The organism is Gemmata palustris (genome assembly GCF_017939745.1).
Classification (GTDB): Bacteria; Planctomycetota; Planctomycetia; order Gemmatales; family Gemmataceae; genus Gemmata; species Gemmata palustris.
In genome coordinates this window covers 8172648-8197637 of sequence record NZ_JAGKQQ010000001.1, presented here as the reverse complement: position 1 = coordinate 8197637, position 24990 = coordinate 8172648, and the positions used below count along the sequence as shown (strand labels likewise).

The window sequence follows — 24990 nt, the reverse complement described above, 5'->3', positions numbered from 1 at the left end:
ATACCACCCGCACACAGAGCCGTCGGTCAGTGGCTCGTGGCGGTACCGATCGCGAGCTGGCGCCAGTGCCGCGCCTGATTCGTGCGGTAGCGGGTCGCGGCCTCGTCGTGGTTCCCGTCGTCGTCTTCTTCGATTTCGCTCGGGACCGAGTTGGCCCCCTGCGCGGACGCCGGTTCCACACTCGAGCGCGCGAACCCCCACACGCACAAGCCGCACACCAGCGTCACCGCCATTAATACGCGCCGCAGACTCATTCTGATCCCCCCACTGCTTCCTTGCGTGGTCGCGGGGTGATAACGTCGCGCGCGACTGAAGTCAACTGTGTAGAGCGCGGAATTCGGAGCGCGGAACGCGGAATTTGCAGAGCGAAAGTCAGCAAACGATCGGGGCACATGGTTTTCTTCACTCCGCGTTCCGCGCTCCGAATTCCGCGATTTGTAGTGGGTCGCGCTCGTCCCGGCTCGCCCACACCATAACTCCGGCCCAGTCGGAAGCGAGTTTTGCGGCCAGGTCTTCGACGGCCGGGCGCTCGGTCGCGTAGTGCCCGGGAAGAATGAGCGCGACGTTCGCCCCGCGTGCGGTCAGCGCGTCGTGGAACCGCACTTCTCCCGTAAGAAACACGTCCGCCTTCCGTTTGATCGCGTCGGATAGAAACTCCCCCGCGGCCCCGCACGCGAGTGCGACCGTTCGCACCGTGCGGTTCACATCGCCCACCACCTGCAACACGGACGCTTTCAGCGAGGTCTTCGCGTGCTTCGCGAGTTCGCCCAGAGTTGTCGGCTGCTCCAACTCGCCGATGCGCCCCTCGCCGCCGCTGGTGCTCGGTTTCAGCGGGTACACGTCGAACGCCGGTTCTTCGTAGCTGTGGGCCTCGCGCATGGCCGCGATCGTGCCCGAAACGAGCGATTCCGGCACAACCACTTCCAAGCGCCACTCACTCACGTCCTCGCGCCGGTCCTTCTGCCCGACGGTCGGATTGGTCGAGTCGGTCCCGAAAAAGGTACCGGTGCCCGCGAGCCGGAAGCTGCACTCGTTGTACTGCCCGATGACGCCCGCACCGGCCGTGAAGAGTGCGTCCGAAACCTTCGACAAATCGGCGTCCGGCACGAAGACGACGAGCTTGCACTGGCGCCGGGCCTCGCGCGGGCGCAGCGGAACCGCGTTCACAACACCGAGCCTTTGACACAGCCCGTCATTGATTCCGCCCGCACAGTTATCGAACGCGGTGTGCGGCGAATACACCGCGATACCCGCGCGCAGTAGTGGCACCACGACCTGACCGTCGGGCGTGGCCGTGGTGAGCTTCTTCGCGCCGCGGAACAACACCGGGTGGTGCGAAACGATCAGGTTCGCGCCCTCGCGGACGGCTTCTTCGGCCACGTCGGGCGTGAGCGTGAGACACGTCATCACGCGCTGAACGGCCGAACTCGGGTCGCCCAACAGCAGCCCGACGTTGTCCCAATCTGCGGCCGTGCCACACGGGGCAAACCGGTCGAGGTACGCAGCAAACTCGGCAACCGTAGGCATAGACGAATCAACCTATTGTGAAGGCCCAAAGGCACTTCTGGCTCGGAATAACAAGGCGCGTCATCTCGAACACTGCGAACGCGCGCCGTGCTGCTTGCAAGCGCCAAGATTCCAACACTTTACCCCAAACGTGGGCTGTCGATTTCCGCGTTTTTGTGGTGAAATCGTCTATTCCGAAAATTTATCGACGCGCTGGGGCGGTTCGTCCCAGTACATGGTGTTCGCGGTTTACCGGGAGACCTGATGCCAATCGAGTCACCGCGTCCGCTTGCCCAACAGTTGCTCCGCGTGGTCCTCGGCACGTCGGACGTGCCCGATCGCGATTTGCTCGCTCGCTTCGTCACCACCCGCGACGAAGAAGCGTTCGCGGAGATCGTGCGTCGGCACGGGCCAATGGTTCTGGCCGCGTGCCGACGGGTAACCGGGCGCCCGCACGACGCAGAGGATGCGTTCCAGGCGGCGTTTCTTGTACTAGCTCGCCGGGCCGGGCACCTGACCCGGCCGGAGCTGCTCGCCAACTGGCTTTACGGCGTCGCGTGCCGCACCGCGCTGGATGCCCGCGCCTCGCGCCGCCGGGCCGAGGAGCACGTCGTGTCTGCCGCACCCGAACCGGCCGCGCCGCACCCGCGGGACGATAGCGCGGACCTGCGCCGCGTAATTGACGAAGAACTGGCGAAACTGCCGGACAAGTACCGCACGGCCGTCGTGCTGTGCGACCTCGAGGGCCTTCCCCGCCACACCGCGGCCGCGCAACTGGGCATTCCCGAAGGAACGCTCTCGAGCCGGCTGGCCCATGCGCGAAAGGTGCTGGGCGACCGGCTCGCGCGGCGCGGCGTGACGGCGTCCGTAACTGCGATTAGCGCGGTAGTGGGGCGCGATTCACTCGCGACCGTTGTACCGCACACCTTGACCAACACAACCGTTTACGCGGCCGCGCGATTCGTTCCCGGTGGGATCGTCCCAGCGGGAGTTTCCCCGGCCGTTTCTTCCCTCACCGACGGAGTGCTGAAGACCATGCTCGCAACTCGTTTACGACAGGCGTTCGGAATCGGCCTGCTGGCCTGCGGGCTGATCGGCGTCGGAGGCGCGCTGGCCCAACAACTCCGCGTTCCCGTGCAAGACCAAGATCCCCTGGCCGCACTCGTACCCGACGACCGGGAAGCGGACGTCGCCCCGCCGAAGACCGCGCCGAAGAAGATCGCGGCGAAGGGCGTTGAGGACGACGACGTTCCCTACGCCACGTTCCCGACGCAAGCGGTCGTGCGCATCGAAGAGGGCAAGCTGATCGTGCGCCAGCGCGTATCCTCAATGGCCGCAGTCGCCGAAAGGAACGACAACGGGGGGTACGTGACGGTCTTCCAGCACAAATCCGGTGTGCATGCCAAATCCCATGACCCGGCCGACATCGCCGTGTTCGACATGAAGGGCAACCGGCTCGCACAGAAAGTGTGGAAAGAAACTCTCAAGAACGACGTTCACGCACTCATCACCAACGACGGGAAGCTCCCGAACCCGCGCGAACTGGCGCTCTTTAAGCAGGACACGCTGCTGATCGTGCTCCCGGCACCGGCTGGTTACTACCCGATGTCGGGCAGCGGGGCAACCACGTATGCTCCCGCCGAGGGTTTCCCTCCCCCGGTGGTCCGCCCCGGAACGACCTTCCCGCCGACACCGTCGCGCCAACCGGCCCGCCCCGCACGCCCGTTAACACCGAGCCCGGACATCGAGCCCACCCCGGCGGGAGCGCCGTCTTTGACTCGCCCCCAACCGGTACCCGCAGGGAGCCCGGATCTGATCCCGTCCTCGAACACTCCTCCGCTCTCGGTTCCGGCAGGGAGCCCGGCGCCGATCGGGAACCCGGACCGAATTCCGCCCTCAAATGTGCCGCCGAACACGGTCCCGGGCCAACAAGACCTGCCGCCGTCCCCGAATGTGCCCTCCACCTCACCCGTTGGTGGTGAAGACCTGCTCCCGACGCCGAACTCGATGTGAATCATCACACTCTGAAATGACGAACCCGCGGGCACCGGAAGCGCCCGCGGGTTCTTTTGTTGACCTTGGTTCGCACGCGGTTACTTGCGCGGGAGCAGTTCCGGCAGGTTCGCGACACGGACCGCGGTCACGGCCATCACCTGCGCCCCCTGGATCAAGTTCGACTCCTTCGCCTTGTCGAACGTGTCCGACTGCGTGTGGTGCGTGAACCGGTACTCGTCCATATCCTGCTTGCACGCGAACCCGGGCACGCCGGCGCTCTCGAACGGCAGGTGGTCGGTTCCGCCCATGCCGGCGGTGTCCAGCCCCTTCCACCCGTCGATCGCCTTCAGTGCGTCGAGTTGCGGTTCCAAAATCGGAAGGATGTTCTTGCGCCCCTGGGTACCGAACCCGAGCACCTTACCGGTGCCGGTGTCGTGGACCAGTGCGACCGAGTGCTTCGGCATGTCCGCCTTGTGCTTCTCGACGTACTTCTTCGAGCCGTACAGACCCTGCTCCTCGCCGGTGAACAGGCAGAACCGGATCGTGCGCTTCGGGGGCTGACCGGACTTGGCGAGCTTCGCGACCGTGCGGGCCGTTTCGAGAACTACGCAACTCCCGGTGCCGTTGTCGGTGGTACCGCTGCCCAGTTCCCACGAGTCGAGGTGGGCGCCGACGACCACGAATTCGTCCGGCTTCTCGGTCCCGCGGACCTCGCCGATCGTGTTGTAAACGACGATCGGGCCGGGGATGAACTTGTTCTCGATCTCGACCTCGACGCGCGTCGTTTCCTTCTCGCGGGACGCGAGCCGGTACAGGAGGGCGTAGTGCTCGTGGGCCATGAACACGCGGGCCATTCCGCTCTCGGCCGCGGCGCGGTCCCCGCGCCACCCGCCGGTGGTGACGAGCAACCCGTGCGGCTTGGCCGAATCGGTGATCTCGCACGCGGCGCCCTCTTCCTTCGCGAACGCGCGCATCTCGCCCGCGAACCCGAAGCCGGGCTGTTGCTCGTCGCGAATCCACGACCCGGCGCCGATGTCCTCGCTGTTCGGAGCCGAATCCTTCTTCGGATCTTCCTTCTTGAGTTCCTCTTTCTTCGGCTCGTCCTTCTTCGGTGCGTCCTTCTTGGGTTCGTCCTTGGACGGCTCTTTCCGCGGGGCGCCCGGGCCGTAACTGGTGTCGGTGATCGGCTTCACGTTCGCGGGGGGCGAGAACATGATTACCGCGTTCTTCAGCTTGCCCTTGTACGCCTGGAGATCGGCCTTATTGCGGGCCTTGAGGATCACCACGTCACCGGTCACCTTCCCCTTCGTGCCGGGCACCCACCCGTAGGACGCGATCATCAGCGTGCGCCCGGTATCGGGTTCGACGAGCTTCATTTCGGCCTTCCCGCGCTGCCAGCCGTAGGGGATCTCCCACGGCTCCAGGCGCACGTTTTCCAGGCCGTACTCCTTCATCTTCTCCGCGGTCCACTTGTTCGCTTTTTCCAGGCTCGCGGACCCGGTGAGCCGGCCGCCGATCTGGTCGGAAAGGTATTGCAAGTTCTTCATGATCTCGGACCGCTCTTTGACCTCCGCGATGAGCGCGCGGTCCGCGTCGGCCGGGGCCATGCGCGGCGCCGGCGCTTCTTCCAAGCGGCCGGAGCGCACCACGGAACCCGGCGAAACGGGCTCGACCGGGGCGGAAGACCCGGCGTCGGTCTTCAACAGAATGAAACACAACCCGCCGATTACGGCGGGCAACAAGGCGCGGGCAGACGGGGCGCGCGATGCCATGAGACCACTCCGATCCAATATTGATGCGAGTCAAACGAAATGGGGAGGAGTGGCCATTGTGTCTCCGCGCGCAACGGGAAACAATGGGCCATGTCTTAAATTAAAATTAGAGGAGGAACCGGCATGACGGCGCTCGTGACGTCTCTGGCAATGGCAATTGCGGCCCCGGTTCCGCTCGACAAGAAAGCGGACGCAGAGTTCGAGACCAAGGTCGCCCCGGCCCGCGCAAAAGCGATCAAGTTTCTGAAGGACTCGCAGCAACCCGACGGCAGTTGGGACGGGGTGGTTATCAAGTCGCTCGTTGATATGGACGGCGGAACCACCTCACTCGCGGTACTCGGCCTGCTCGAAGCGGGTGCCTCCACGAAAGACCCGGCCGTTGTAAAAGCAATCGATTACCTGCTCGCGCTCAAGCCGAACAAGACTTATGTCGTGAGCCTGCGGACCCAAGTCCTCGCGCGGGCGGACGCGAAGAAGTACGCGAAGGAGATCCAGGCGGGCGCCGACTGGTTGCTCGAGAAGGCGATCATACGGCAGGGCAAATTGGTCGGTTGGAGCTACCCGGGTAACGAGATCGCGGACAACTCCAACACGCACTTCGCAGTGATGGGCATGCACGCCGCGGCGCAAGCCGGCGCGAAAGTCGATGCGGGCATCTGGCGCAAGATCCGCGACCTCTACGCGGACACACAGCACAGGGACGGCGGTTGGGTGTACCACAACGCCGGCGGTGACGGCCCGAGCCACAGCATGACAGTGGCGGCGCTATTGAGTTTGGCGGTCGCCGTGAAATACGACAAACAGGCGAAGGAACCGGACGCGGCGTTCGAGAAGGGCATGGCCGCTCTGCTCGGTGACAAGTTGGGCAAGTTCGGCGACGGAAAGAGCGCGGCCTGTTCGTGGATGACCACCGCCGAACTCGGTCGGGCGCTCGGCGCGACCGAGTTCAAGTCGGGCAAATTGACGAAGGCTTGGTACCGCGAGGGAACCGAGAAATTGCTGAAAGAGCAACAACCGGACGGGTCGTGGAAGCCGAGCGAGCTGGGCATCGACAAGAGCTACCCGGTCATCAGCACCGCGTGCGGGCTATACCTGATCGGCCGGCCCGTCAAGTAGCGACGCGCCTTCTGGTTGCGCGACCGGCGCGAGATCTCTTGGCGCCGAGGGGCGGCAACGTTATGAGAACCGACCCGCGTTACCCGCGCGGGCTGGTTCGAGGGTCACGGATGCCCGGTCGTCGGCCGTTTTTTATGCTCGTCGCGTTGTACGCGATCTCTCTCCCGGCGTGCTTACACGTCACGAGCACGCCGAGTACACCCAATTCCGCACCCGAACCGGCCACTAGAACCACCGCGAAAACCACAAGTGAAGTCGAATCGAACGGGACCGCGGCCCCGCGAAAAGACTTCGCGATTCTGCCGAAAGTTCCGGGCTCGGTCGTATCCAAGTCCCACGGGCCGAGCGCTAACGCTACGACCATGAAGCCCCCCCCGGCGCCGCCCGCGAACCCGCCGGGCAGCGTGTTGCCCACCAGCGGCGACCCCGGGGCGATCCAGGCCGCGTTCCCACCACTGACCGCACCGCCTGAAGCGCCGTTACTGGCCGCCGTGCGAGCTTATACCGAGAACCGGCCCGATCAGGCGATCGAAATCATTCGCAAGATGGACAAAAACAATCAGGACTTCGTGCTCGCGGTGCTGCCGATCCTCATGCGCGGTGCGAGTGCGGATCTGATGAACGATCAGGCCACAACAGCGGCCCTCGCGGACCAACTGCGGGGGGCGGTTGCCCGCCTCGAACCACGGGCCGCGCTCAAAATCGAAAAGTTCGCGTTGTGCAGTAAGGTGGACGGGTTCGGCCGGTTCGTGGTGCGCCCGCCAGCCGAAACGTACAGGCCCAACGAACGGGTCAACTTGTATCTCGAGTTGCGGAATCTGAGCTACCAAATCACCGGCGACGGGTTCCGCGCGCACGCCCGCGCCGCGGTCGAGATCCGGGACGCGAACGAGAACATCGTCTCGCAGTTCGACTCGGGCGGCCACCGCGTGCCGCTGGTGCGGTTCGACAAGGATCTCGTCACCCGGTCGCCGCTGTCCGACTTCTACGTGCTCTACGGGTTCGCGGCCCCGACCGCGCCGGGCGTGTACACCATCACCGTGCAGATCAGCGACGCGACGGGGCGCCGAACGGTGAAGAGTCAGCCCGCCGAATTCCGGGTCGCGGGGCCGTGACGAATTCTTTCGCGGTTTCGGTTCACGGCACTCGCGCTGACTCCGCCTTTCCGACTCCGTAACTTGTAACGAATGGTGGGCTACGAATGCTCACAACTGAAAGCTGAAAACTGAGCGCTGAGACCGGAACACGATGTCCAACATTTTCTTTCACACCGGTACGGTCGCGCGTGAGGAACGATCGAAGCTCCTGAAACAAACCGGAGCGACTCTATGGTTCACGGGGCTATCGGGTTCGGGCAAGTCCACGCTGGCGATGGCGCTCGAACAGGTGCTCATCCAGCGCGGGCACGCGGCCTACGCCCTGGACGGGGACAACGTTCGGCTCGGGTTGAACGCCGGGCCGAAAATTCTGGCCGACACCCGCGGGTACGGTGAGGAGCAGGCGCAGCGGTTCGGCTTGGGATTCTCTGCCGCCGATCGCGAGGAAAACGTCCGCCGCATCGGGGAAGTCGCGAAGCTGTTCGCGGACGCGGGGCTGTTCGCGCTCACGAGCTTCATCAGCCCGTACCGCAAGGACCGCGACGCGGCACGCAAGGCCCACGAGCAGAACAAGACCGGGGCCATCCCGTTCATCGAGGTGTACGTGAACACCCCGATCGAGACCTGCGAACAGCGCGACCCGAAGGGGCTGTACAAGCAGGCCCGTGCCACGGTCGGGACCGGGAAGAGCGCGGGGTTCACGGGCATCGATGACCCCTACGAACCGCCGGTGGAGCCGGAACTCACCTTCGACGCGACCGCGCAAACAGTGGAACAGGGCGTCGCGCTCGTGCTGAAGTATTTGGAAGAGAAGGGGCTGCTGGGAAAAGTTTGAGGGCAACGGGGTTCAAGAATGCGAGAAACGGAAGTGATCCGAACCCGGGTCCGGGCACTCGTTGATCCCGGGACGCGCACGTTTATGACGCGCTGCGCGAATGCGCCGTACTGCGCGAGTGGCGCGAATGCGCCGCGCTGCGCGGGATCGTTTGGGGCGGATTTTCTTTCTTACATTGACCCGCCTGTTGACCCGACCCAGATTCCCTATTCCACTGCATATAGCGCAGCCGGAGCAACCGCGCGGCGAACCTGAGAAACTCGCCATTTTGATTCAACTCGGCTGCGAGGGTCGCTTGAATGTGCTCCGCACCCAACGTAGAGTTGTCGCGAATCGACTCGCGGGTCCAACGAATTCGGACCCGCGGTGTGTTCGGCTCCCGGGCGGTCCCAAGCCCGCCGGGATCACCTAACCGGATCATTGGATTGACCATGCCGGCTACCAAACCTCACCGCACCGTCGAGCACCCGACCGAAGGGTTCCGCTCGGCCGTTTTGGCGCCGGCGACGGATCGCCCGGTTCGCGTGTATTTACCGACCGACTACCAGCCGAAGTACGCGTACCCGCTCGTGGTGCTGTTCCACGCCGAGGGCGAGTGCGAAGAGCACTCGGTCCGGCTCGTACCCCAACTGAGTCGGCGCAACTACATCGTGTTGTGTCTCCGCGGGCCGGTCAAGCTCGGTTGCCGCGCGGACGGCCGACCGGCGTTCGGCTGGACCGAGGGGAAAGCGGACCCGGGAACGAGGGCCGCGCTCGCTTACGTGATGAACCAGTTCAGCGTTCACGCCGACCGCGTGTTCCTCGTCGGCACCGGCGAGGGGGCCACCGCCGCGTACCGCCTGGGCCTGTCGATGGGCACCCGTGTGGCCGGCGTCGTCGCACTGAACGGCCGGCTGCCGAAGGGCCGCTTGGCCGCGAACACGCTCCGCGTGCTGATCGGGCACGGCACCGCGAACCCGGTGGTGCCGGTCGCCGAGGCCCGGCGCGCGGCCGCGCAACTCACGCGCTCCGGCTCGACTGTTCGCGTGAACCGCTACGCGACGTCGCACCGCGCCCCGCCCGAAATGCTCGGCGACGCGAACCGCTGGATCATGGAACAAATCACCGGCAAGTCACTGGCTCACAGTCACTAATCACTTTCGTTCGGCGCATTAACGAGCCGCAACCACAAAGAAGCGGAACCGCGGTTCCGTGGTCTTGCATGAAGTGTGGTCCGCTCGCTCCGCGAGCGGTTACTGAGTCCAGTCCCGTTCCGGGAGCACTCCCTAGCCGGGCAACCCGATCGAGCGAAACCACGCCAGCCTGAATTCCTGCTGCTCGGGCACGGACACCAGGTCCATATCTGGCCCGGTGTCGAAGATTTCGACCAGGTCCGACATGTGAGCCTGCTGGCCGAGCCGGACCAGATACCCGGCCAACCCGCCACCCATCTCGGACGCCATCCCCGATACCACCAAGTTGCGGCACGCCCCGTAGCATTTCGGCGTCAGCCCGAAAGCCGACAGCTGTTCCCGAGCCGCGCACAGGGCCGCGAAGGCGTCGCCCCCCGGACGCAGACACCTCCCGCCCCAACCACTGGATTCGCACGTCGAACTCATCCTCCCGCTCCGAGACGACCACCACGGCAGAGATGGCGGTCCCGGCCGTATCGACCAATTCCAGGTGCTGTGACTCGGTCATCGTCACACCTCTGATTCCGGTGGGTCATGTACCCGGGAGTTACCGAGGGAGCATTCACCGAACTGGAACCCGCAGTTGCCCTAATTGGGGCACCACGTCCGCCCGACTCCGCTCGCGGAGCGAGCGGACCACACTAAAAGCGATCTCCACGGGCGACGGGTTCCGGCTACCCGTTAACCGCTCGCGGAGCGAGCGGAGCGAGCGGACCACACTTCATGAAAGCATGGGCCACACATTCCGCTCGCCCGAGCCCTCTGCTACTTAAACGCTTCCCACTCTTTGCCCAGTACCGCGGCTGCGATCTTCAGCTTCAGGATTTCGTCGGTGCCCTCATAAATGCGGCACACGCGAACGTCCGTGAGGTGCCGACCGGGGCGGTAGAGCGTGCTCCACCCGCGCCCGCCGAACACCTGGACCGCGCGGTCGGCCGCGTCCCACGCGGCGTTCGTTGCAAAGAACTTTGCCTGGGCCGCGAGCAAGTCCGCCTGACGCAGCAAATCCTTGTCCCCCGGGGCCGCCGCGGACTGGTCCTTCATCGCGGCCGCGCGGAGCACCATCGACTCGCTCGCGACGCGGTCCATTTCAATGTGCGCGATGTGGTCCTGCACGAGTTGGTGGCGCGCGATCTCCTTGCCGTGCTGCTTCCGCATCTTCGAGTACTCGATCACTTCCGCGAGACAGTCCTCGATCACGCCCAAACAGCCCGCAGCCACGCTGAGCCGACCGCTCACGAGTGTGCCCATCGCGACCCGGAACCCGTCCCCTTCGGCACCCAACAGGTTTTCGGCCGGCACGACGACGTCGTGCATCTCGAACATCGCGGTGTTGGACGTGGGCATCCCCATTTTCGCGTTCGCGGCAAAGCTCTCGGCCTCGAAACCCTTCGCGCTCGTGTCTACGACGAACGCCGAAATGCGCCCCGTCCCGACCTTCCCCTCCGGGTACCCGAACGCGATGACCGCGTGCGCGATCCCGCCGTTCGAGATGAGGTACTTCACGCCGTTGAGAACGTAGCCGTCGCCCTTCTTGACGAAGGTGGTGGTCATTTCGCGGGGGTTGCTCCCCGCGTCCGGTTCGGTGAGCCCGAACGCGAGCACCTTGTCTCCGCGCGACGCCGCGGGGAGGTACTTCTGCTTGAGTTGCTCGCTGCCCCACGTCTGGATCGGGTACGCCCCGATGCTGAGGTGCCCCGAGAAGAACGTGCGGACGGTGGTCCCCTCGCGCCCGATGCGTGCGAGGGCCTTGAAGTAGTTCACCGCGTCAGCACCACGCCCGCCGTACTCGGGGTGGACGTTCATGCCGAGCAGGTTGTACTTCTTCGCGAGCGGCACCACCTGATCGTTGAACTTCCGCTCCGCGTAAGCCAGTTCCTCGGCCGGGCGCACTTCCTGGCAGAACGCTTCGGTGTCTTCGGCCAACTTGACGGGATCGAACGCCATGACCGGCTCCTCGGGTGTTTCTTCGCCCCAACGGGGCGGCGGATAATGCCCCTGACCGAAACCTGGGATCGGGTGTGTGTGGCGCGATCACACAAATACGATTCGGCCCATTCGACCTCGCCGGCTCCAGAACCCAGGGTTGCTTTGGACTATTATCCAATGCCCCACGGGGCCGGAAAGCAGAATCGCAAGCGGTTCACGTCTTCTTCCGCGGCTTCGCGGGTTTGCGAGCGGCCTTCGGCTTCTTGGCGGCAGGCGCTGATTTCTTCGCAACCGGTGGCGGTGGTGGGGGCGACGCGGGCGGCGCTAGCGGCGGCTCCGCGCCCCCGAGCCGGGCGTTCAGCGCGAGAACGAGCTTCTTCGGCGCGATCGTGCGGTAGCTCTCATCGACCCACTCTTCGAGCAGGTCCATCGGCGGTTCGTCCGTGGGGTGGAACGTACATGTCACCCAGCCGCTCTTGCCCAATCCGTAGCCGGTCGGCCGCGCGTACCGCTGCGTCAGCGCGTACCGGCCCGAATCGGGCAGTTTCATCGTGACCGACAACTTGCCTTCATTCAGGGCCAGGATCAGGAAGATTTTCGCCTTCACCTTGATCGCCCGGTGCCCCCACGGAAAGTCTTCCGTGGCCCCAGGGTAGGCCACCGCCAGGTCGCGGAGCGCGGTTTCGACGAGCGCGAGCGGATCGGCATCGGGCATTGGAACCTCCGAAGTCACGGAGTATCAAAACGGGGCGCGTCGGCCGATACGATCTCAGAAAATCGGCGACTAATCGACAGGCGGCTGTTCGTCCGATATAATTTCGAGTCTGCCGGGGCTCTCATCGCGCCCTCACCGCGCGTCCCCCTCCGGCCGATCCCGCCGCCTTTTTAGTTTCGCCTCTCCAATTAAGCTGCCGAGGGACGTTCATGCTGCGTGCCGTTCCTACCCTTGCCGCTGTACTCGCTCTCGTCGGCCCCGCGACGGCGGTCCCGCCGTCGCCCGATCCGAAGTCGCTGACGGTGCCCCAAGAAGAACTGTCGAAAGCCCGCGAACTCGTCCAGAAGCTCGGGAGCGAAACCTTCTTCGATCGCGAGGACGCGGAGCGCACCCTGGTCGCAATGGGCCGCACGGCCCGCACCGCGCTGCAGGACGGCGCGAGCAGCGACCCGGACCCCGAAATCCGCTCCCGGTCCCGTTCGCTGCTCCCGCGGGCCAACGTCCTCGAAATGAAGGCCCGGCTCGATACGTTCCTGGCCGACACGGACGGCAAGTACGAGCACGACCTCCCCGGCTGGAACAAGTTGCGCGCGGTCGCGCGGGGCGAGTGGTCGATGTTCGGTTGGACCTGGGCCACCCGGCCCGGGACCACCACCGACCGGGCCGCGCGCGAACTGTTCGTCGAGTTCCTCAATGCCCCCGGCGGGCGCAAGTTGCTCACGGCCCTCGGGTCCGGCGCGAGCGATCTCGGCACGGAAATCGCGGCCATGAAGCAGGACCTGTACTACGCGAAGTACCCCCGCGTCGGGGGCGTCGCCCCGCGGAACCCGAGCGTGATGGAAGTCGCGGTCGTCATGTTCGCGGACTCGCAAGTTCCGTTTAAAGGTGCCCGGAACAGCCTCTTCACGAGCGTGCTGACCTCCTCGGGCATCGCACAAGCCGCCCGGGGCACCGACGACCGCTCGAACGCACTGAGGACGGTGCTGATCGCCTGGTTCGACTCGCGCACCGATCCCTACGAGATGTATTCGGCACTCAACCTCGCGACCAACACTCAGAACAACGACGCCGTGGGGCGGATGGCCGTGCGCCTGCTCGGCGCCGCGGGCGCCCCGGCGGTTTACCGCGGGCAGGCGTTCGCCGCCCTCGTCCGGTTGCAGTCCAAAGAGCACCTCCCGGCGATCGAGAAGTTCATCGGCGACGCGGCGGTCGTCACAACAATCACCACCAACGTCGGCGGAAATTTGGTCCGCACGACGATCACGGTGGGCGACATGGCGCTGGCCGCCGCGGTGCTCATCACGGGGCAGAAGGTCGAGGACTACGGCATCGAGGACCGCCTCAAGGGGAGCGCGACGACGTCGATCAGTTACACCCGGTTCAGCATCCCCGAAGACAAGCGGAAAGACGCGGCCGAGAAGTGGAAGACGTGGCGCGAGAAGAATCCGTGAGCCGGGGGTCCGCGTCTGAACTAATAAGGGATAGCGCGCGCGCCGAATTGTGGTTGGCGCAGCACCCCTGATGCGTCATTCTTAACAGTGACTTGGAACGCGCGGGCGGCCAGAAAGTGCGTTGAGGGCAACACATGAGTCGGCTCCGAGTGATGCTGTTGGTGTGCGGGGTGTTCGCGTCGGTCCCGGCGCTCGGCGCCTCCCCGGACCCGAAGACCCTCGAGATCCCACCGCAAGAAGTGTCCAAAGCACGCGAACTCGTCCGCCGGATGGGGAGCGAGAACTACCGCGACCGCGAAGACGCGCAGGGCGAACTCGCCAAGATGGGCCGGTTCGCCAAACAAGCCCTCGTCGAAGGCGTGACCACCGAGGCGGACCCGGAAATTCGCGCCCGTGCGACCCGGCTGCTACCGAAGGCCGAGTCCGACGACTTGAAGGCCCGGATTGACACGTTCCTCGAAGACAAGGACGGGAAGTTCGACCACGACCTGCCCGGCTTGAAGACGTACCGCAAGGGCCTGGGCACTAGCCCGAAGGCCCGCGAACTTTTCGTCGAGATCCTCAAATCGCCGTACAACCTGGACATGTTCGCCGCGATGGACCGGGGCAACGCCGAGGGCGGGCGCGCGGTTTCCGACCGCCGCAACACCTTGTTCAGCGACATGATCCAGCGCCAGTTCGTCGGCGGCAGCCGCCCCACTCCGCCGAAGCAACCGAGCCTGGCGGACCTCGCCGCGGTGCTGTTCGCCGAGTCCGTGATCCCCTACGAGTTCATCCCGCGCACCACGATCCAGTGGAACCAGGTGAGCGGGGTCACACTGCTCCAGCAGAGCAGCGCCTCGATGACCGCGCTCAATGGCACCGGGCCGCACGCCGAAGTGTACAAGACCATTGTGGGTCGGTGGCTCGGCAGCCGCGACGACCCCGCGGACCTGGCCCAGCTCGTCTACTTGCTCAGCAACGGCAACCTGAAGCAGTTCCCGGAATCGATGCCACTGCTCCGGCGCATCGTGCTGATCGACACCGTGCCCGGGTACGCCAAGGGCCAGGCGCTCATTTACTTGATCCAACAGCGCCCCAAAGAAGAGGGCGCGTTCCTCAAGGCGATCATGAAGAACGAGGTGCGGGTGGGGGACTACCCGGGCGCGTTCAAGAAGGGCGAGAACCCCGACAAATTAACCGCCGTGGGCAGCGACGCGATGGTCACGCAGGTCTGGTTCCAGCGGAACCTCAACGGCGGCGTCGCGGACACGCACACGGTCACGCTGCGCGACGTGGCCTTCGCGTTCTTAATCACCCAGGCGGGCCAGAACATGAAGGACTACGGGTTCGAGACCCAGCCGCACCAGAACTTCACCCCGACGCCGGCCGGGTTCGGCCAGTACGCCTTCACGTCCGAGGAAAAGCGGTCGGCCGCGTTCGTCAAATTCGGCTGGTACCAGTTGAAAGAAAACCTGAAGCGCCCCGCGAAAGATCTCATCCTGCCCGTCAAACTTGGTAAGTGATTTGAAGAACGAACGCGACGGCCGCCCCAAAACGGGCGGCCGTTCTCATTTCCGGCGCAGTTCGGTACTCGACACATCGACCCGGAAATCAGCCTCGGTCAGCGGTACGAACAGGTCCGCGAACTCCGCGAGCAATCCTCCTTCGTCCCACACGCGGAACGTGCCCGCGGCATCTACCCGGCCGCCGATCACGAGCCGGCACCCGCGCACCAGCAACTTGCGTAGCGCGGCATCGCGCCCGGGTTCCCCACCGTAATACTTCGGATCGATTACGCGAATCGCGGTGTCCCAGCCCAACACGAACGCGGCCCCGGGAAAGAGATCGGCCTTCTTCTCGAACGCCGCCGCGCGCGTGACCCACACCGGCGCGACGCCCGCGAACTGCGACACCCGGCGCTCCACTTCCTCACGCGGCAACTCGGGCTTGTCCGCATTACTGATCGACAACTCGAAATGCACCTCCACGCCGAGGCGCGCGGACGCGACCGCGGCCAGCCCGGTGTGCCCGTGGTGCAGCGGGTTAAACGATCCGGGCATGATCGCGAGCGGGCGCGGCTCCGCGCGCACGACGCTCACAGGCTCGACGCACACGATCGAACGCGATGTGAAGAGGTCCCAAAACATGGCGAACGGCCGGTATAAGAGCAAGAAGAATTTTGACAGGATTTAGGTGTTACGCAGTGCGGCGTTTTTGGGGCTTGCGCGGGTGCCGGTGTGGTACTACGATCGGCCCATGAGCGTACCCAAGGTGTTCCCGCGCGACTACATCGAGTTCCTGATCGCGACCCCGAAGGCGTGCTCGGGGGCGGAAGCCGCGCGGGTGCAGCCGGCGGTCCCGGACCCGCCGGCCCACGACGCCTTCACTCGCCTGCTGACCCGATTGGAGCCGGACCCGAGCACCCTTTGGGCCGAAGCCGCAACCCAAGTCCGGCGCGCCGGCGGTGTCCTTGTCATAGATGACTCGACCCTCGACAAGCCTTACGCCAAGGCCATCGAACTGGTGACCCGGCACTGGTCCGGCAAGCACCACGCGGTCGTCCAGGGGATCAACTTGGTGTCCTTGCTGTGGACCGACGGGGATCGCCATATCCCGTGCGATTACCGGGTGTACGACACGGGCGACGGGCGCACCAAGAACGACCACTTCGGGGACATGATCCGGACCGCCTACGCGCGCCGGTTCAAGCCCCGGTGCGTCGTATTCGACGGCTGGTACAGTAGTTTGGACAACCTCAAATTGATACGCGACTGCGGGTGGACGTGGCTCACCCGGCTCAAGTCGAACCGGCTGGTAAACCTCGACCGTCGGGGCACGCGAGCCCTGGCGGACACGGCCATTGCAGCCACGGGCACGGAGGTGTGGCTGCCGGGGTTCGGGTTGGTGAAGGTATTCGGGATCGCCATCCCAAACGGTGGCACCGCGTACTGGGCCACCAACGATTTGGCGATGACGGACTTGGCGCGGTTGCAGCTCGCGGACTTCTCCTGGGCCATCGAGAACTACCACCGAGGGATCAAACAATGCACCGGGATCGAGCGGTGCCAGTGCCGAACGGCCCGCGCGCAGCGGAACCACATCGGGTTGGCCCTGCGCGCGTTCCTCCGGTTCGAGGCCCACTGCTTCGCCCGTGGCGTCAGTTGGGTGGAAGCCAAGACCGCCATCATTCGAGACGCGGTCCGCAGCTACCTCACGCGACCTCATATTTGCTTCCCAAACATGCGGACTGCGTAACACCTAAGGATTAACAGAATTCAGAACAGACCGTGCTACAGCTCTGGGAACAGTAGCGATCAATGAGGACAGAGGCGAACGGCCGGTGTCAGCCGGCCGGTGATTTGAGGCGAGCGCTGGGGGCAGGCGAACGGCCGGTGTCAGCCGGCTGGTGTAGGAGCAACCGTTGACTTAGATCAGCTCGATGAGATCGTGATCCAAATTGCTTTTTGAATCCTGTCGATCCCGTTAATCCTGTCAAAACTCTTCGCTCGATCTCGATCTCACCGGCTGGCTTACACCGGCCGCTCGTCAATACCCCAACCATCGTGCGGCCCCTTCGCTTACTTACTCCGAGGTTCGACGCCGAGCATGTTCCGCACGAAGAAGTCCATCCGACGCCGGTTGCCGTAGGGCGCTTCCGCGATCCCGTGCCCGCCGCCCGGCACCACCAGCAGCTCGAAATCCTTGTCCGCCCGGATCAGCGCGTTCGCCACCTGCATCGTGCTCGCCGGGTCGACGTTGCGGTCGAGCTCGCCGACGACGAGCATCAGTTTGCCCTTCAGCTTGTGCGCCTGGGTCACGTTCGACTGCTCGGCGTAGTGCGGGCCGACCGGCCAGGACATCCACAGCTCGTTCCACCAGATCTTGTCCATCCGGTTGTCGTGGCACCCGCAGTCGCTCACCGCGGCGGTGTAGAAGTCGCCGAACGCGAGCACCGCCCGGGTACTGCTCTGACCGCCCGCGGAGCCGCCGAAGATCCCGACGCCCTTCGCGATGTCCATTTCCTTGTACTTCTCGGCCGCGGCCTTGATCCACAGGATGCGGTCCGGGAACCCGCTGTCACCCAGGTTCTTCCAGCACACGTCGTGGAACGCCTTCGAGCGCCAGTTGGTGCCCATGCCATCAATCTTCACGACGATGAACCCGAGTTCGGCCATCCGCTGTTCGTAGGGCGCGGGCGTGAAGCCCTTGCGGACGTGGTGGTCGTGCGGCCCCGCGTAGATGTACTCGATGACGCGGTACGTCTTCTTCGGGTCGAAGTTCGAGGGCCGGACGATGTAGCCGTGAATGTCGGTCTTCCCGTCCCGCGCCTTCGCCACGAAGCGCTCGGGGTAGCTCCACCCGGTCTTGAGCAGCGCGGTCGCGTCGGCTTTCTCCAGGTCCAGTACCTTCTTGCCGTCGGCCGCGCTCCGCAGTTCGACGACCGAAGGCAAATCGACGCGCGAGTACGTGTCGATGAAGTGTTTGCGGTCCGGGGCGTATTCGATGGTGTGCGTGCCGTCGCCGTCGGTGAGTTTGGTGAGGTCCGTGCCGTCGAGTTTGATGCGGGCGTAGTGAACGTGGTACGGGTCTTGGCCCTCGTGGATGCCCAGCGCCCGGAACCAGACTTCGCGGGTCTTCGCGTCCACGCGGTCGACACCGCGCACCACCCACTCGCCCTTCGTGATGTTCTTCGCTTTACCGGTGGCGAGGTCGACGAGGTACAGGTGGTTCCAACCGTCGCGCTCGCTCATCCAGACCACTTCATTGGTGTCGTCGAGGTAGTTCACGTAGAGCTTGTTGGCGTAGTCGAAGAACGTTTTGCACTCTTCGTTGACGACGCTGGTCACCTTGCCGGTTTCGGTGTCGATGTCGAGCAACCGCATGACCGTGTGGCCGCGCTGGTTGTACGTGAAGTAGAAGTGCTTCGAGTCCTTGCTCCAGTGCTCGTTGCCCACCGCCCACGGGTTCGGGAACAGCTCGTCCGAAACGGTCACTTCCTTCTTGTTCTCGACGTCGAACAGGTGCGGCTTCGGCAGCGGGATCGGGTCGCCCGGTTTGAGGTAGTCGTAGGTGGACGTGACCGGCTGGAGGCGGTCGCGCGGCGACGACTCGACGAGCGTCACCTTGCGGTCCCCGCCGGCCTTCGTCTTGAGCGCGACGAGCTTCTTCGAGTCCGGCGCCCAGTACGTGCGGCCGTAAGAGTCATCGGCCTTGCCGTCCTTGCTGAGTTGCACCTCTTCCTTTGACTTAGTGTCGCGCAGCCAGACGTTGTTTTCCTTGATGAATGCGCCCCACTTCCCGTCCGGTGATTCGCTCCCGCGCCGGGGTTGCGCCGCGAGAACGAACGTCTCATCATCCTCTGCGGACTCATCCGAGAACCGCTTCTTCGGCGGGACCACCGGCTTCGCGTCCTTCGGCAACTTGTCTTCGGCAACGATCTCGCGCGTTCCCTTCACTACATCGACGAGCACGAACTCTTTCTTCCCACCGGACAGATTGTTCTGGTACCAGAACTTCTCGCCGTCGGGTATCCAGTTCGGTTGATTAACCTTCCCACCGACCACTTTTCCGGCGGTCCACTTGGAAACGCTGTTCGCCCGCTCGTAGTCGTCTTTCGTGCCCTGTGCGGCAGCGAGCGGCGCGAGAACGACCAGTGCGAGAAACGAAAGGGCGCGGTTCATAGAAGCTCCAGGCGGGTAGCCGGTGGCAGCCGGCCGAAATCCCTACGCACTCGAACCAACGACGTGCGGGGCGCGCCCCCACGCGCGCCCCGCCGACCGGCACCGACCGGTCACATCAGCACTTCGCCCACACGGGGGCGGTCACCTGACCGTTCGCGGCCAGCGCGCGGGCGCTGACCTGCAACACGCGGAGGAACCCTTCGCTGTCCGCGTGGTCGAACGAGCCGATCGCTTCCATGCTCGCGTTCGCTTCAGAGTACATCTGGTGCGGCACGTCCTCGGCCGCCTCGAACTCGGCGCGCCCCTTGTAGAGTTTCAACTTGATCGTGCCGGTCACGAGGTTCGTGATCGGTGCGATCGCCCCGCGCGCCATGTGTGTCGCGAGATCGAAGCCGTAGCCCTGGTAGATCTGCTTCGAGACGAACAGCGAGAGCTGGTCGAACAGTTCGCGCCCGCGACGGTCGAGCACGAGTTGCAGCAGGAAGGCGTAGGCCGAGCCGAGCAGTTCCATCCCCGGCGCCTCGTACACGCCGCGGCTCTTGATCCCGACGAAGCGGTTCTCGACGAGGTGCGTCGCGATCCCGACCGCGTGCTTCCCGCCGAGCGCGTTCGCGGTCTGGATCGCCTGGAACGCGGTCGTCGCCTTTCCGTTGATCGCGACCGGGCGGCCCTTCTCGAACCGCACGCTGACGCTCTCCGGGGCGTCCGGCGCGTCCTTCGGCAACACACCCATCCCCGGCGTCACGAACCACGGTTCGGTGGTCAGGTGCTCGAGTTTCCCGGCCTCGTGCGTCAGCCCGAGCAGGTTCGCATCGGTGGAATAGGGAGCGTTCTTGCTCGCCTTGATCGGCAACTTATAGGAGTTGCAATAATCGATCATTTCCGACCGGCCGGGGAACTTCTTGAGGAACTCGCGGTCGCGCCACGGCGCGTACACCGTCACTTCCGGCGCCAGCATGTTCGTACACAACTGGAACCGCACCTGATCGTTCCCGCGGCCGGTGGCGCCGTGGCTCAGTACGGTGGCGCCGCGCTTCTTCATTTCGGGAATCATCCCGGCCACGATCACGTGCCGGCCGATCCCGGTCGTGTTCCAGTACGCTCCCTCGTAGCGGGCCTGGAACTGGATCACTTCGATCCCGCTCTCCGCGATCATGTCGTGCAGCGGAATCGCGACGTAATCCGCGGCGCCGCACGCGCGCATCCGCGTTTCGATTTCGTCAAAGTTGGACTCGTCCGGCTGCGCGATATCGGCAGTGAAGCAAACGACTTTCACGCCGTTTTCGGTGAGCCACTTGGTGACGGTGCAGGAGTCGAGCCCGCCGCTCGCGGCGAACGCGACCGTTTGGCCCTTCAGGTCGGCTACGGTGGTCATGATGATCCTCAATGGTTTGCGATGAATAGGATTACGAAACACGACCCGCGTTGCACACTCACCTCACCACCATGCCGCCGTTCACCACCCTCGCCGTCCCGGATTTGCTGCTCGAAGAGGTGTTCGCGCACACCCGCGAAGACGCTCCCCTCGAGTGCTGCGGGCTACTCGCGGGCCACATCCGGGATGGCGTCGGTATCGTGACCACGCGATTCGCGATCGAAAACGAGTTGCGCAGCCCGACGGACTACCTGACGAACGCTCGGGGGATGTTCTTCGCGTTCCGCCACATTCGCGAACGCGACCTGGAACTGCTCGCGATCTACCACTCGCACCCGACGTCCGCGCCGATCCCGAGCCGCCGCGACATCGAGCACAACACCTACGGCGAGAGCGTCGTTCACCTGATCGTGGGGTTCGCCGGTACGACACCCGAGGTACGCGGCTGGTGGCTCACGGAAGCAGGTTACCGAGAGGCGGAGTGGGATCGTACCAAAACCGACTTGCAGTCCTGGTGAATCGCGTGCGACTGGAAACGATCTTGAAGCGCGTGCGGAGTATGTGCTCCGCACGCGGGCTTATCCAGTCACCAAAGTAGATCGCCTCCAGAGCGGGCAAAAAAGGCGTTTCAACGAACTCTTGTGCCTCTTCATCCGTTAAATCCACGTACCGACCAACGCATGAGCGATCACTGATTGCAAGTTCGCGCAAGTTTGCCAAGCGAGGGCTATGAGTCAGAACACGGAACCGGTCTCTGGGAACCCGGCACCTGCATAATGACAACCCCGTCAGGCATCCAATTTCCCGAACCGCGAGAACTTTCGCAAGCGTTCCTTCCCCAGCTTCACTCACACTGAGGTGCCGAACCGGTGCAGATGCGAATAATTTAATTCGATGATCTATGAACCATTTGCCAGCGCCCACACAAACTGTTTTAACGAAGCCACGACTAAAGTCGCCAGGCCAGCGGAGATGAGGCAACTCGGGCAACTCACTCAACCACGCCCTGCCATTTGCCTCAATCAATTCCTCTTCACGAATCTGTTGCGGGTCGGATTTCTTTGGCTTGCCGTGTAATGCGATCTGAAGGCGGATGAATTCCGCGCGTTCAGGGTCGCCGTTCTCATCGAGCCAATCCGCGTACACTAATCGCACGGTATCGTCATCCGGGTTCTCGCAGATCGCCTTCAGGAACGGCTCGTAGCCCGGCGGTGGCATCGCGTGTCCCTCCTCAATCCTCACGAGACACATTAACAAACTCGTGGGTTCGAGGATTGTGATTGCTCCTCGCGCGGTCTGGAATTCAGTTCACAGCGGGCTACGATAATCTCGGTAGGGGTGGTTCCACGTCGGAGCCGCCCCGCGTCCGTTTGTCGGGGTCAACTTCCATGTCGAACCTCCGCACCCCACTGTACCAATGGCACGCCGATCACAAGGCCCGCATGGTGCCGTTCGGTGGGTGGGAGATGCCGGTTCAGTACGCCGGCATCGCGCCGGAGCATAAAGCGGTGCGGTCGGGAGCCGGCCTGTTCGACATTTCGCACATGGCCCGCGTCAACTTCGGCGGGTCGGGCGCCCTCGCGTTTTTGGAGAAGGTGTTCACCAATTCCGTCACCACGATGAAAGACGGGCAGGTGCGCTACGGTCTGGTCTGTAAGGACGACGGCGGCATCCTGGACGACGTCCTCGTGTACCGCTGGCCCTACGGGTTCGCGGCCGTCATCAACGCGAGCAACCGCGAGAAAATCCTGGCGTGGCTGGAGCAGCACCGAGCCGGCTTCGAGGTGGAGATCCAGGACCAGACGCTCAGCACCACAATGATCGCGGTGCAGGGGCCGAAGTCGGTGGAACTGGTTCAGGGGATGTTCGCCGACGACGTGACGACGCTCAAGTACTACTACGCGATGCCGACGCGGTACAAGGACAAGCCGTGTGTGGTGAGCCGGACCGGGTACACCGGCGAGGACGGCTTCGAGGTGATCGTGCCGAACGCGCTCGGCGTCACGTTGTGGGAAGAGTTCGTCGCGAAGGGCGCGGTCCCCTGCGGGCTGGGCGCACGCGACACGCTCCGGCTCGAAGCCGCGATGCCGCTCTACGGCCACGAACTGAACGAAACGATCGACCCGATTCACGCCGGGCTCGCGTGGGCCGTGAAGCTCGACAAGGGCGACTTCATCGGCCGCGACGCCATTCAGCAGGCGGCCGCGGACACCCAAAAGCCGGTCCGCGTGGGGCTCGAGATCGAGGGCAAGCGCGCCGCACGCGAAGGGTGCGTGCTCACCGACGCGGACGGTACGCCGGTCGGCACGGTGACGAGCGGGAGCCTCTGCCCCGGGCTCGATAAATCGCTGGCAATGGCGTATGTGGACCCGCAATTCGCGTCTGTCGGTTCCGCTCTCGATGTGGATTTGCGCGGGACCAAGATCCCCGCCACCGTTGTGCCGCTGCCGTTCTACAAGCGAAAGAAGTAATCTGCGTTATCGCCACCGCCCGTTACCGGTTCATCAGGGGGCACACGCTCCCGCTCGCCAAGAGGAAGCGAAGCCATGTCCAATCCGTCGAATCTGCGGTACGCCCCCACGCACGAGTGGGCCAAGCAAGACGGCGACGTCGTCACGATCGGCGTGACCGCGTTCGCCATCGAGCAGCTCACCGAGCCGACCTACCTGGAACTGCCCGCGGTCGGCGCGGCACTGAAGGCCGGCGACAAGTTCGGCATCATCGAATCGTACAAGTCTACCTCGGACCTGTACGCGCCCGTCGCCGGTACCGTCGTCGAGCGGAACGAGCCGCTCGTGGACGACGGCGCGACGAAGCGCAAGGGCGACCCGAAGCCCGTGAACGACGACGCTTTCGGTGCCGGCTGGATGGTGAAGATCAAACTCGCCCCCGGCGCCACGCTCGACCACCTGCTCACCGCCGAGCAGTACGACCAACAGCTCGCGTCCGAAGGGCACTAACGCACTTTCGGAGGTTCGCACCTGGTGTTGCCCGACTCGTAAGGAGGGTTCGGTGTCTTACGTCCTGAACACCCCGGAAGATCAGAAGGCGATGCTCGCCAAGATCGGGGTTTCGTCCGTCGAAGACCTGTTCGCAAACATTCCGACCGAGCTGCGGCTCAAGCGCGACCTCGCGATCCCGCCCGCGATGTCGGAAATGGAACTGCAATCGCACCTCTCCCGATTGCTCGGCAAAAACCAGTCCGCGAGCGACGCGGTGTGCTTCCTCGGCGGCGGCGCCTACGACCACTTCATCCCGAGCGTGGTCGACACCGTCGCGGGGCGCAGCGAGTTCTACACCGCGTACACGCCCTACCAGGCCGAAGCCTCGCAGGGCACGCTGCAAGCGGTCTTTGAATACCAAACGCTGATGTGCGAACTGACCGGGCTGGGGGTCGCCAACGCGAGCCTCTACGAAGGCGGTTCGAGCGTGACCGAAGCGGCCCTCATGGCGCTCGGCATCACGAAGCGGCCGGAGGTGCTGATCGCCGAGAGCGTTCACCCGGAGTACCGGGCGACGCTCGAAACCTACGCCGCGAACCTGAACTGCCGCGTGCGCACGCTGCCCACCCCGGACGGGTTCCTGAACCCCGACGACGTGAAGAGCGCGGTGAGCGACGCGACCGCGTGCGTGATCGCGCAGTCGCCGAACTTCTTCGGCCACCTCGAAGAGATGCAGGCCATCGGCGACGCGGCCCACAAGGTGGGCGCGCTGTTCATCGCGAGCTTCGACCCGGTTTCCGTCGGCGTGCTGAAGCGCCCCGGTGACTACGGGGCTGACATCGCGGTGGCCGAGGGTCAAGGGCTGGGCGTGCCGCTCCAGTACGGCGGCCCGTACCTGGGCATCCTCGCGTGTCACGAAGATTCGCGCTTCTTGCGCAAGATCCCGGGCCGGCTCGTGGGGCAAACCACCGACCGCAACGGCAAGCGCTCGTGGGTGCTCACGCTCCAGCCGCGCGAACAGCACATCGCCCGCGCGAACGCGACGAGCAACATCTGCACGAACCAGGGACTCCTCGCCCTCCGCGCTGCGGTGTACCTCACGGCCGTCGGTCCGCAGGGGTTGAAGGAGACCGCGGAACTCTGCATCCGCAAGGCGCACTACGCCGCGGAACAACTGACGAAGGTTCCCGGGGTGTCGCTGCGGTTCAAGACGCCGTTCGTGAAAGAGTTCGCACTCCAGGTTCCGGGCGACGCGAAGGGCCTTCTCGCGAAGCTCCGCACAGCGGGTTACCACGCGGGGCTGCCGCTGGCCCAGTGGTACCCGGCACTGGCGAACTGCATCACGGTCGCGGTGACCGAGAAGCGCACGAAGGCCGAAATCGATGGCTTGGTGGAGGCACTGAAGGCAAACGTGTGAGGAGG

22 protein-coding genes are annotated in these 24990 nt (G+C 64.5%); 12 read left to right on the top strand and 10 right to left on the bottom strand.

What is annotated here, in order from left to right:
• Nucleotides 1-26: 26 nt before the first annotated feature.
• Both J8F10_RS34030 and J8F10_RS34025 read right to left on the bottom strand, forming a co-directional pair.
• Nucleotides 27-254: a hypothetical protein gene (locus tag J8F10_RS34030; RefSeq protein ID WP_210661464.1), complete on the bottom strand. Its 228-nt coding sequence runs from the start codon at nt 252-254 to the stop codon at nt 27-29.
• A 148-nt stretch (nt 255-402) separates the two neighbouring features.
• On the bottom strand, nt 403-1527 hold the full coding sequence (locus J8F10_RS34025) for a Nif3-like dinuclear metal center hexameric protein (RefSeq protein WP_210661461.1): 1125 nt from the start codon (nt 1525-1527) through the stop codon (nt 403-405).
• Nucleotides 1528-1770: 243 nt separating this feature from the next.
• On the opposite strand from J8F10_RS34025, the gene J8F10_RS34020 reads away from it, so the two are divergent.
• Nucleotides 1771-3519: an RNA polymerase sigma factor gene (locus J8F10_RS34020; RefSeq protein ID WP_210661459.1), complete on the top strand. Its 1749-nt coding sequence runs from the start codon at nt 1771-1773 to the stop codon at nt 3517-3519.
• An 80-nt stretch (nt 3520-3599) separates the two neighbouring features.
• On the opposite strand, the gene J8F10_RS34015 is transcribed toward J8F10_RS34020, so the two are convergent.
• On the bottom strand, nt 3600-5273 hold the full coding sequence (locus J8F10_RS34015; RefSeq protein WP_210661457.1) for a M28 family peptidase: 1674 nt from the start codon (nt 5271-5273) through the stop codon (nt 3600-3602).
• A 123-nt stretch (nt 5274-5396) separates the two neighbouring features.
• Between J8F10_RS34015 and J8F10_RS34010 the strand changes: the two genes are divergently transcribed.
• The 4 genes from J8F10_RS34010 to J8F10_RS33995 all read left to right on the top strand — a co-directional run bounded on the left by J8F10_RS34010 (nt 5397) and on the right by J8F10_RS33995 (nt 9454).
• Nucleotides 5397-6389: a prenyltransferase/squalene oxidase repeat-containing protein gene (locus J8F10_RS34010; RefSeq protein WP_210661454.1), complete on the top strand. Its 993-nt coding sequence runs from the start codon at nt 5397-5399 to the stop codon at nt 6387-6389.
• Nucleotides 6390-6499: 110 nt separating this feature from the next.
• A complete protein-coding gene (locus tag J8F10_RS34005) occupies nt 6500-7504 on the top strand; it encodes a hypothetical protein (RefSeq protein WP_210661453.1) in 1005 nt (334 codons plus the stop codon).
• 133 nt (nt 7505-7637) lie between these two features.
• Complete coding sequence (gene cysC, locus J8F10_RS34000; protein ID WP_210661451.1) at nt 7638-8321, top strand: adenylyl-sulfate kinase; 684 nt, start codon at nt 7638-7640, stop codon at nt 8319-8321.
• Between the two features lie 431 nt (nt 8322-8752).
• Nucleotides 8753-9454 (top strand): alpha/beta hydrolase, encoded by a 702-nt coding sequence (locus J8F10_RS33995; RefSeq protein ID WP_210661448.1) that lies wholly within the window; start codon nt 8753-8755, stop codon nt 9452-9454.
• Nucleotides 9455-9586: 132 nt separating this feature from the next.
• Here J8F10_RS33995 and J8F10_RS33990 read toward each other — a convergent pair whose 3' ends face one another.
• The 3 genes from J8F10_RS33990 to J8F10_RS33980 all read right to left on the bottom strand — a co-directional run bounded on the left by J8F10_RS33990 (nt 9587) and on the right by J8F10_RS33980 (nt 12137).
• Nucleotides 9587-9919, bottom strand: coding sequence for a hypothetical protein (locus J8F10_RS33990; protein WP_210661446.1), 333 nt, complete (start codon nt 9917-9919; stop codon nt 9587-9589).
• Between the two features lie 339 nt (nt 9920-10258).
• On the bottom strand, nt 10259-11440 hold the full coding sequence (locus J8F10_RS33985; RefSeq protein WP_210661444.1) for an acyl-CoA dehydrogenase family protein: 1182 nt from the start codon (nt 11438-11440) through the stop codon (nt 10259-10261).
• A gap of 196 nt (nt 11441-11636) precedes the next feature.
• A complete protein-coding gene (locus J8F10_RS33980) occupies nt 11637-12137 on the bottom strand; it encodes an MmcQ/YjbR family DNA-binding protein (RefSeq protein ID WP_210661442.1) in 501 nt (166 codons plus the stop codon).
• A gap of 209 nt (nt 12138-12346) precedes the next feature.
• Between J8F10_RS33980 and J8F10_RS33975 the strand changes: the two genes are divergently transcribed.
• Both J8F10_RS33975 and J8F10_RS33970 read left to right on the top strand, forming a co-directional pair.
• Nucleotides 12347-13588 carry a hypothetical protein gene (locus tag J8F10_RS33975; protein WP_210661440.1) on the top strand — a complete coding sequence of 414 codons (1242 nt, stop codon included), beginning with the start codon at nt 12347-12349 and terminating at the stop codon, nt 13586-13588.
• Between the two features lie 134 nt (nt 13589-13722).
• Nucleotides 13723-15093 (top strand): hypothetical protein, encoded by a 1371-nt coding sequence (locus tag J8F10_RS33970; RefSeq protein WP_210661438.1) that lies wholly within the window; start codon nt 13723-13725, stop codon nt 15091-15093.
• Between the two features lie 45 nt (nt 15094-15138).
• Here J8F10_RS33970 and J8F10_RS33965 read toward each other — a convergent pair whose 3' ends face one another.
• Nucleotides 15139-15717, bottom strand: coding sequence for a hypothetical protein (locus tag J8F10_RS33965; protein ID WP_210661436.1), 579 nt, complete (start codon nt 15715-15717; stop codon nt 15139-15141).
• Between the two features lie 109 nt (nt 15718-15826).
• Here J8F10_RS33965 and J8F10_RS33960 point away from each other — a divergent pair, with 109 nt between their 5' ends.
• A complete protein-coding gene (locus J8F10_RS33960; protein ID WP_210651976.1) occupies nt 15827-16825 on the top strand; it encodes an IS701 family transposase in 999 nt (332 codons plus the stop codon).
• Between the two features lie 323 nt (nt 16826-17148).
• Here the strand turns inward: J8F10_RS33960 and J8F10_RS33955 are convergent, their stop codons facing one another.
• Nucleotides 17149-19251, bottom strand: a complete 2103-nt coding sequence (locus J8F10_RS33955; RefSeq protein WP_210661434.1) for a DPP IV N-terminal domain-containing protein — start codon at nt 19249-19251, stop codon at nt 17149-17151.
• Between the two features lie 115 nt (nt 19252-19366).
• The gene (argG, locus tag J8F10_RS33950) at nt 19367-20626 is read right to left on the bottom strand and encodes an argininosuccinate synthase (protein WP_210661433.1); all 1260 of its coding nucleotides are present in this window, start codon (nt 20624-20626) and stop codon (nt 19367-19369) included.
• 50 nt (nt 20627-20676) lie between these two features.
• On the opposite strand from argG, the gene J8F10_RS33945 reads away from it, so the two are divergent.
• Nucleotides 20677-21144, top strand: coding sequence for a M67 family metallopeptidase (locus J8F10_RS33945; RefSeq protein WP_210661431.1), 468 nt, complete (start codon nt 20677-20679; stop codon nt 21142-21144).
• Here the strand turns inward: J8F10_RS33945 and J8F10_RS33940 are convergent.
• Nucleotides 21080-21844, bottom strand: a complete 765-nt coding sequence (locus J8F10_RS33940; RefSeq protein ID WP_210661429.1) for a TIGR02996 domain-containing protein — start codon at nt 21842-21844, stop codon at nt 21080-21082. The two genes, J8F10_RS33945 and J8F10_RS33940, sit on opposite strands and share 65 nt — an antisense overlap.
• A gap of 170 nt (nt 21845-22014) precedes the next feature.
• On the opposite strand from J8F10_RS33940, the gene gcvT reads away from it, so the two are divergent.
• The 3 genes from gcvT to gcvPA all read left to right on the top strand — a co-directional run bounded on the left by gcvT (nt 22015) and on the right by gcvPA (nt 24985).
• A complete protein-coding gene (gene gcvT / locus J8F10_RS33935; protein WP_210661427.1) occupies nt 22015-23097 on the top strand; it encodes a glycine cleavage system aminomethyltransferase GcvT in 1083 nt (360 codons plus the stop codon).
• A 75-nt stretch (nt 23098-23172) separates the two neighbouring features.
• Nucleotides 23173-23586 (top strand): glycine cleavage system protein GcvH, encoded by a 414-nt coding sequence (gene gcvH, locus J8F10_RS33930; protein ID WP_210661425.1) that lies wholly within the window; start codon nt 23173-23175, stop codon nt 23584-23586.
• A 52-nt stretch (nt 23587-23638) separates the two neighbouring features.
• Nucleotides 23639-24985 (top strand): aminomethyl-transferring glycine dehydrogenase subunit GcvPA, encoded by a 1347-nt coding sequence (gcvPA, locus tag J8F10_RS33925; protein WP_210661422.1) that lies wholly within the window; start codon nt 23639-23641, stop codon nt 24983-24985.
• Nucleotides 24986-24990 lie beyond the last annotated feature (5 nt).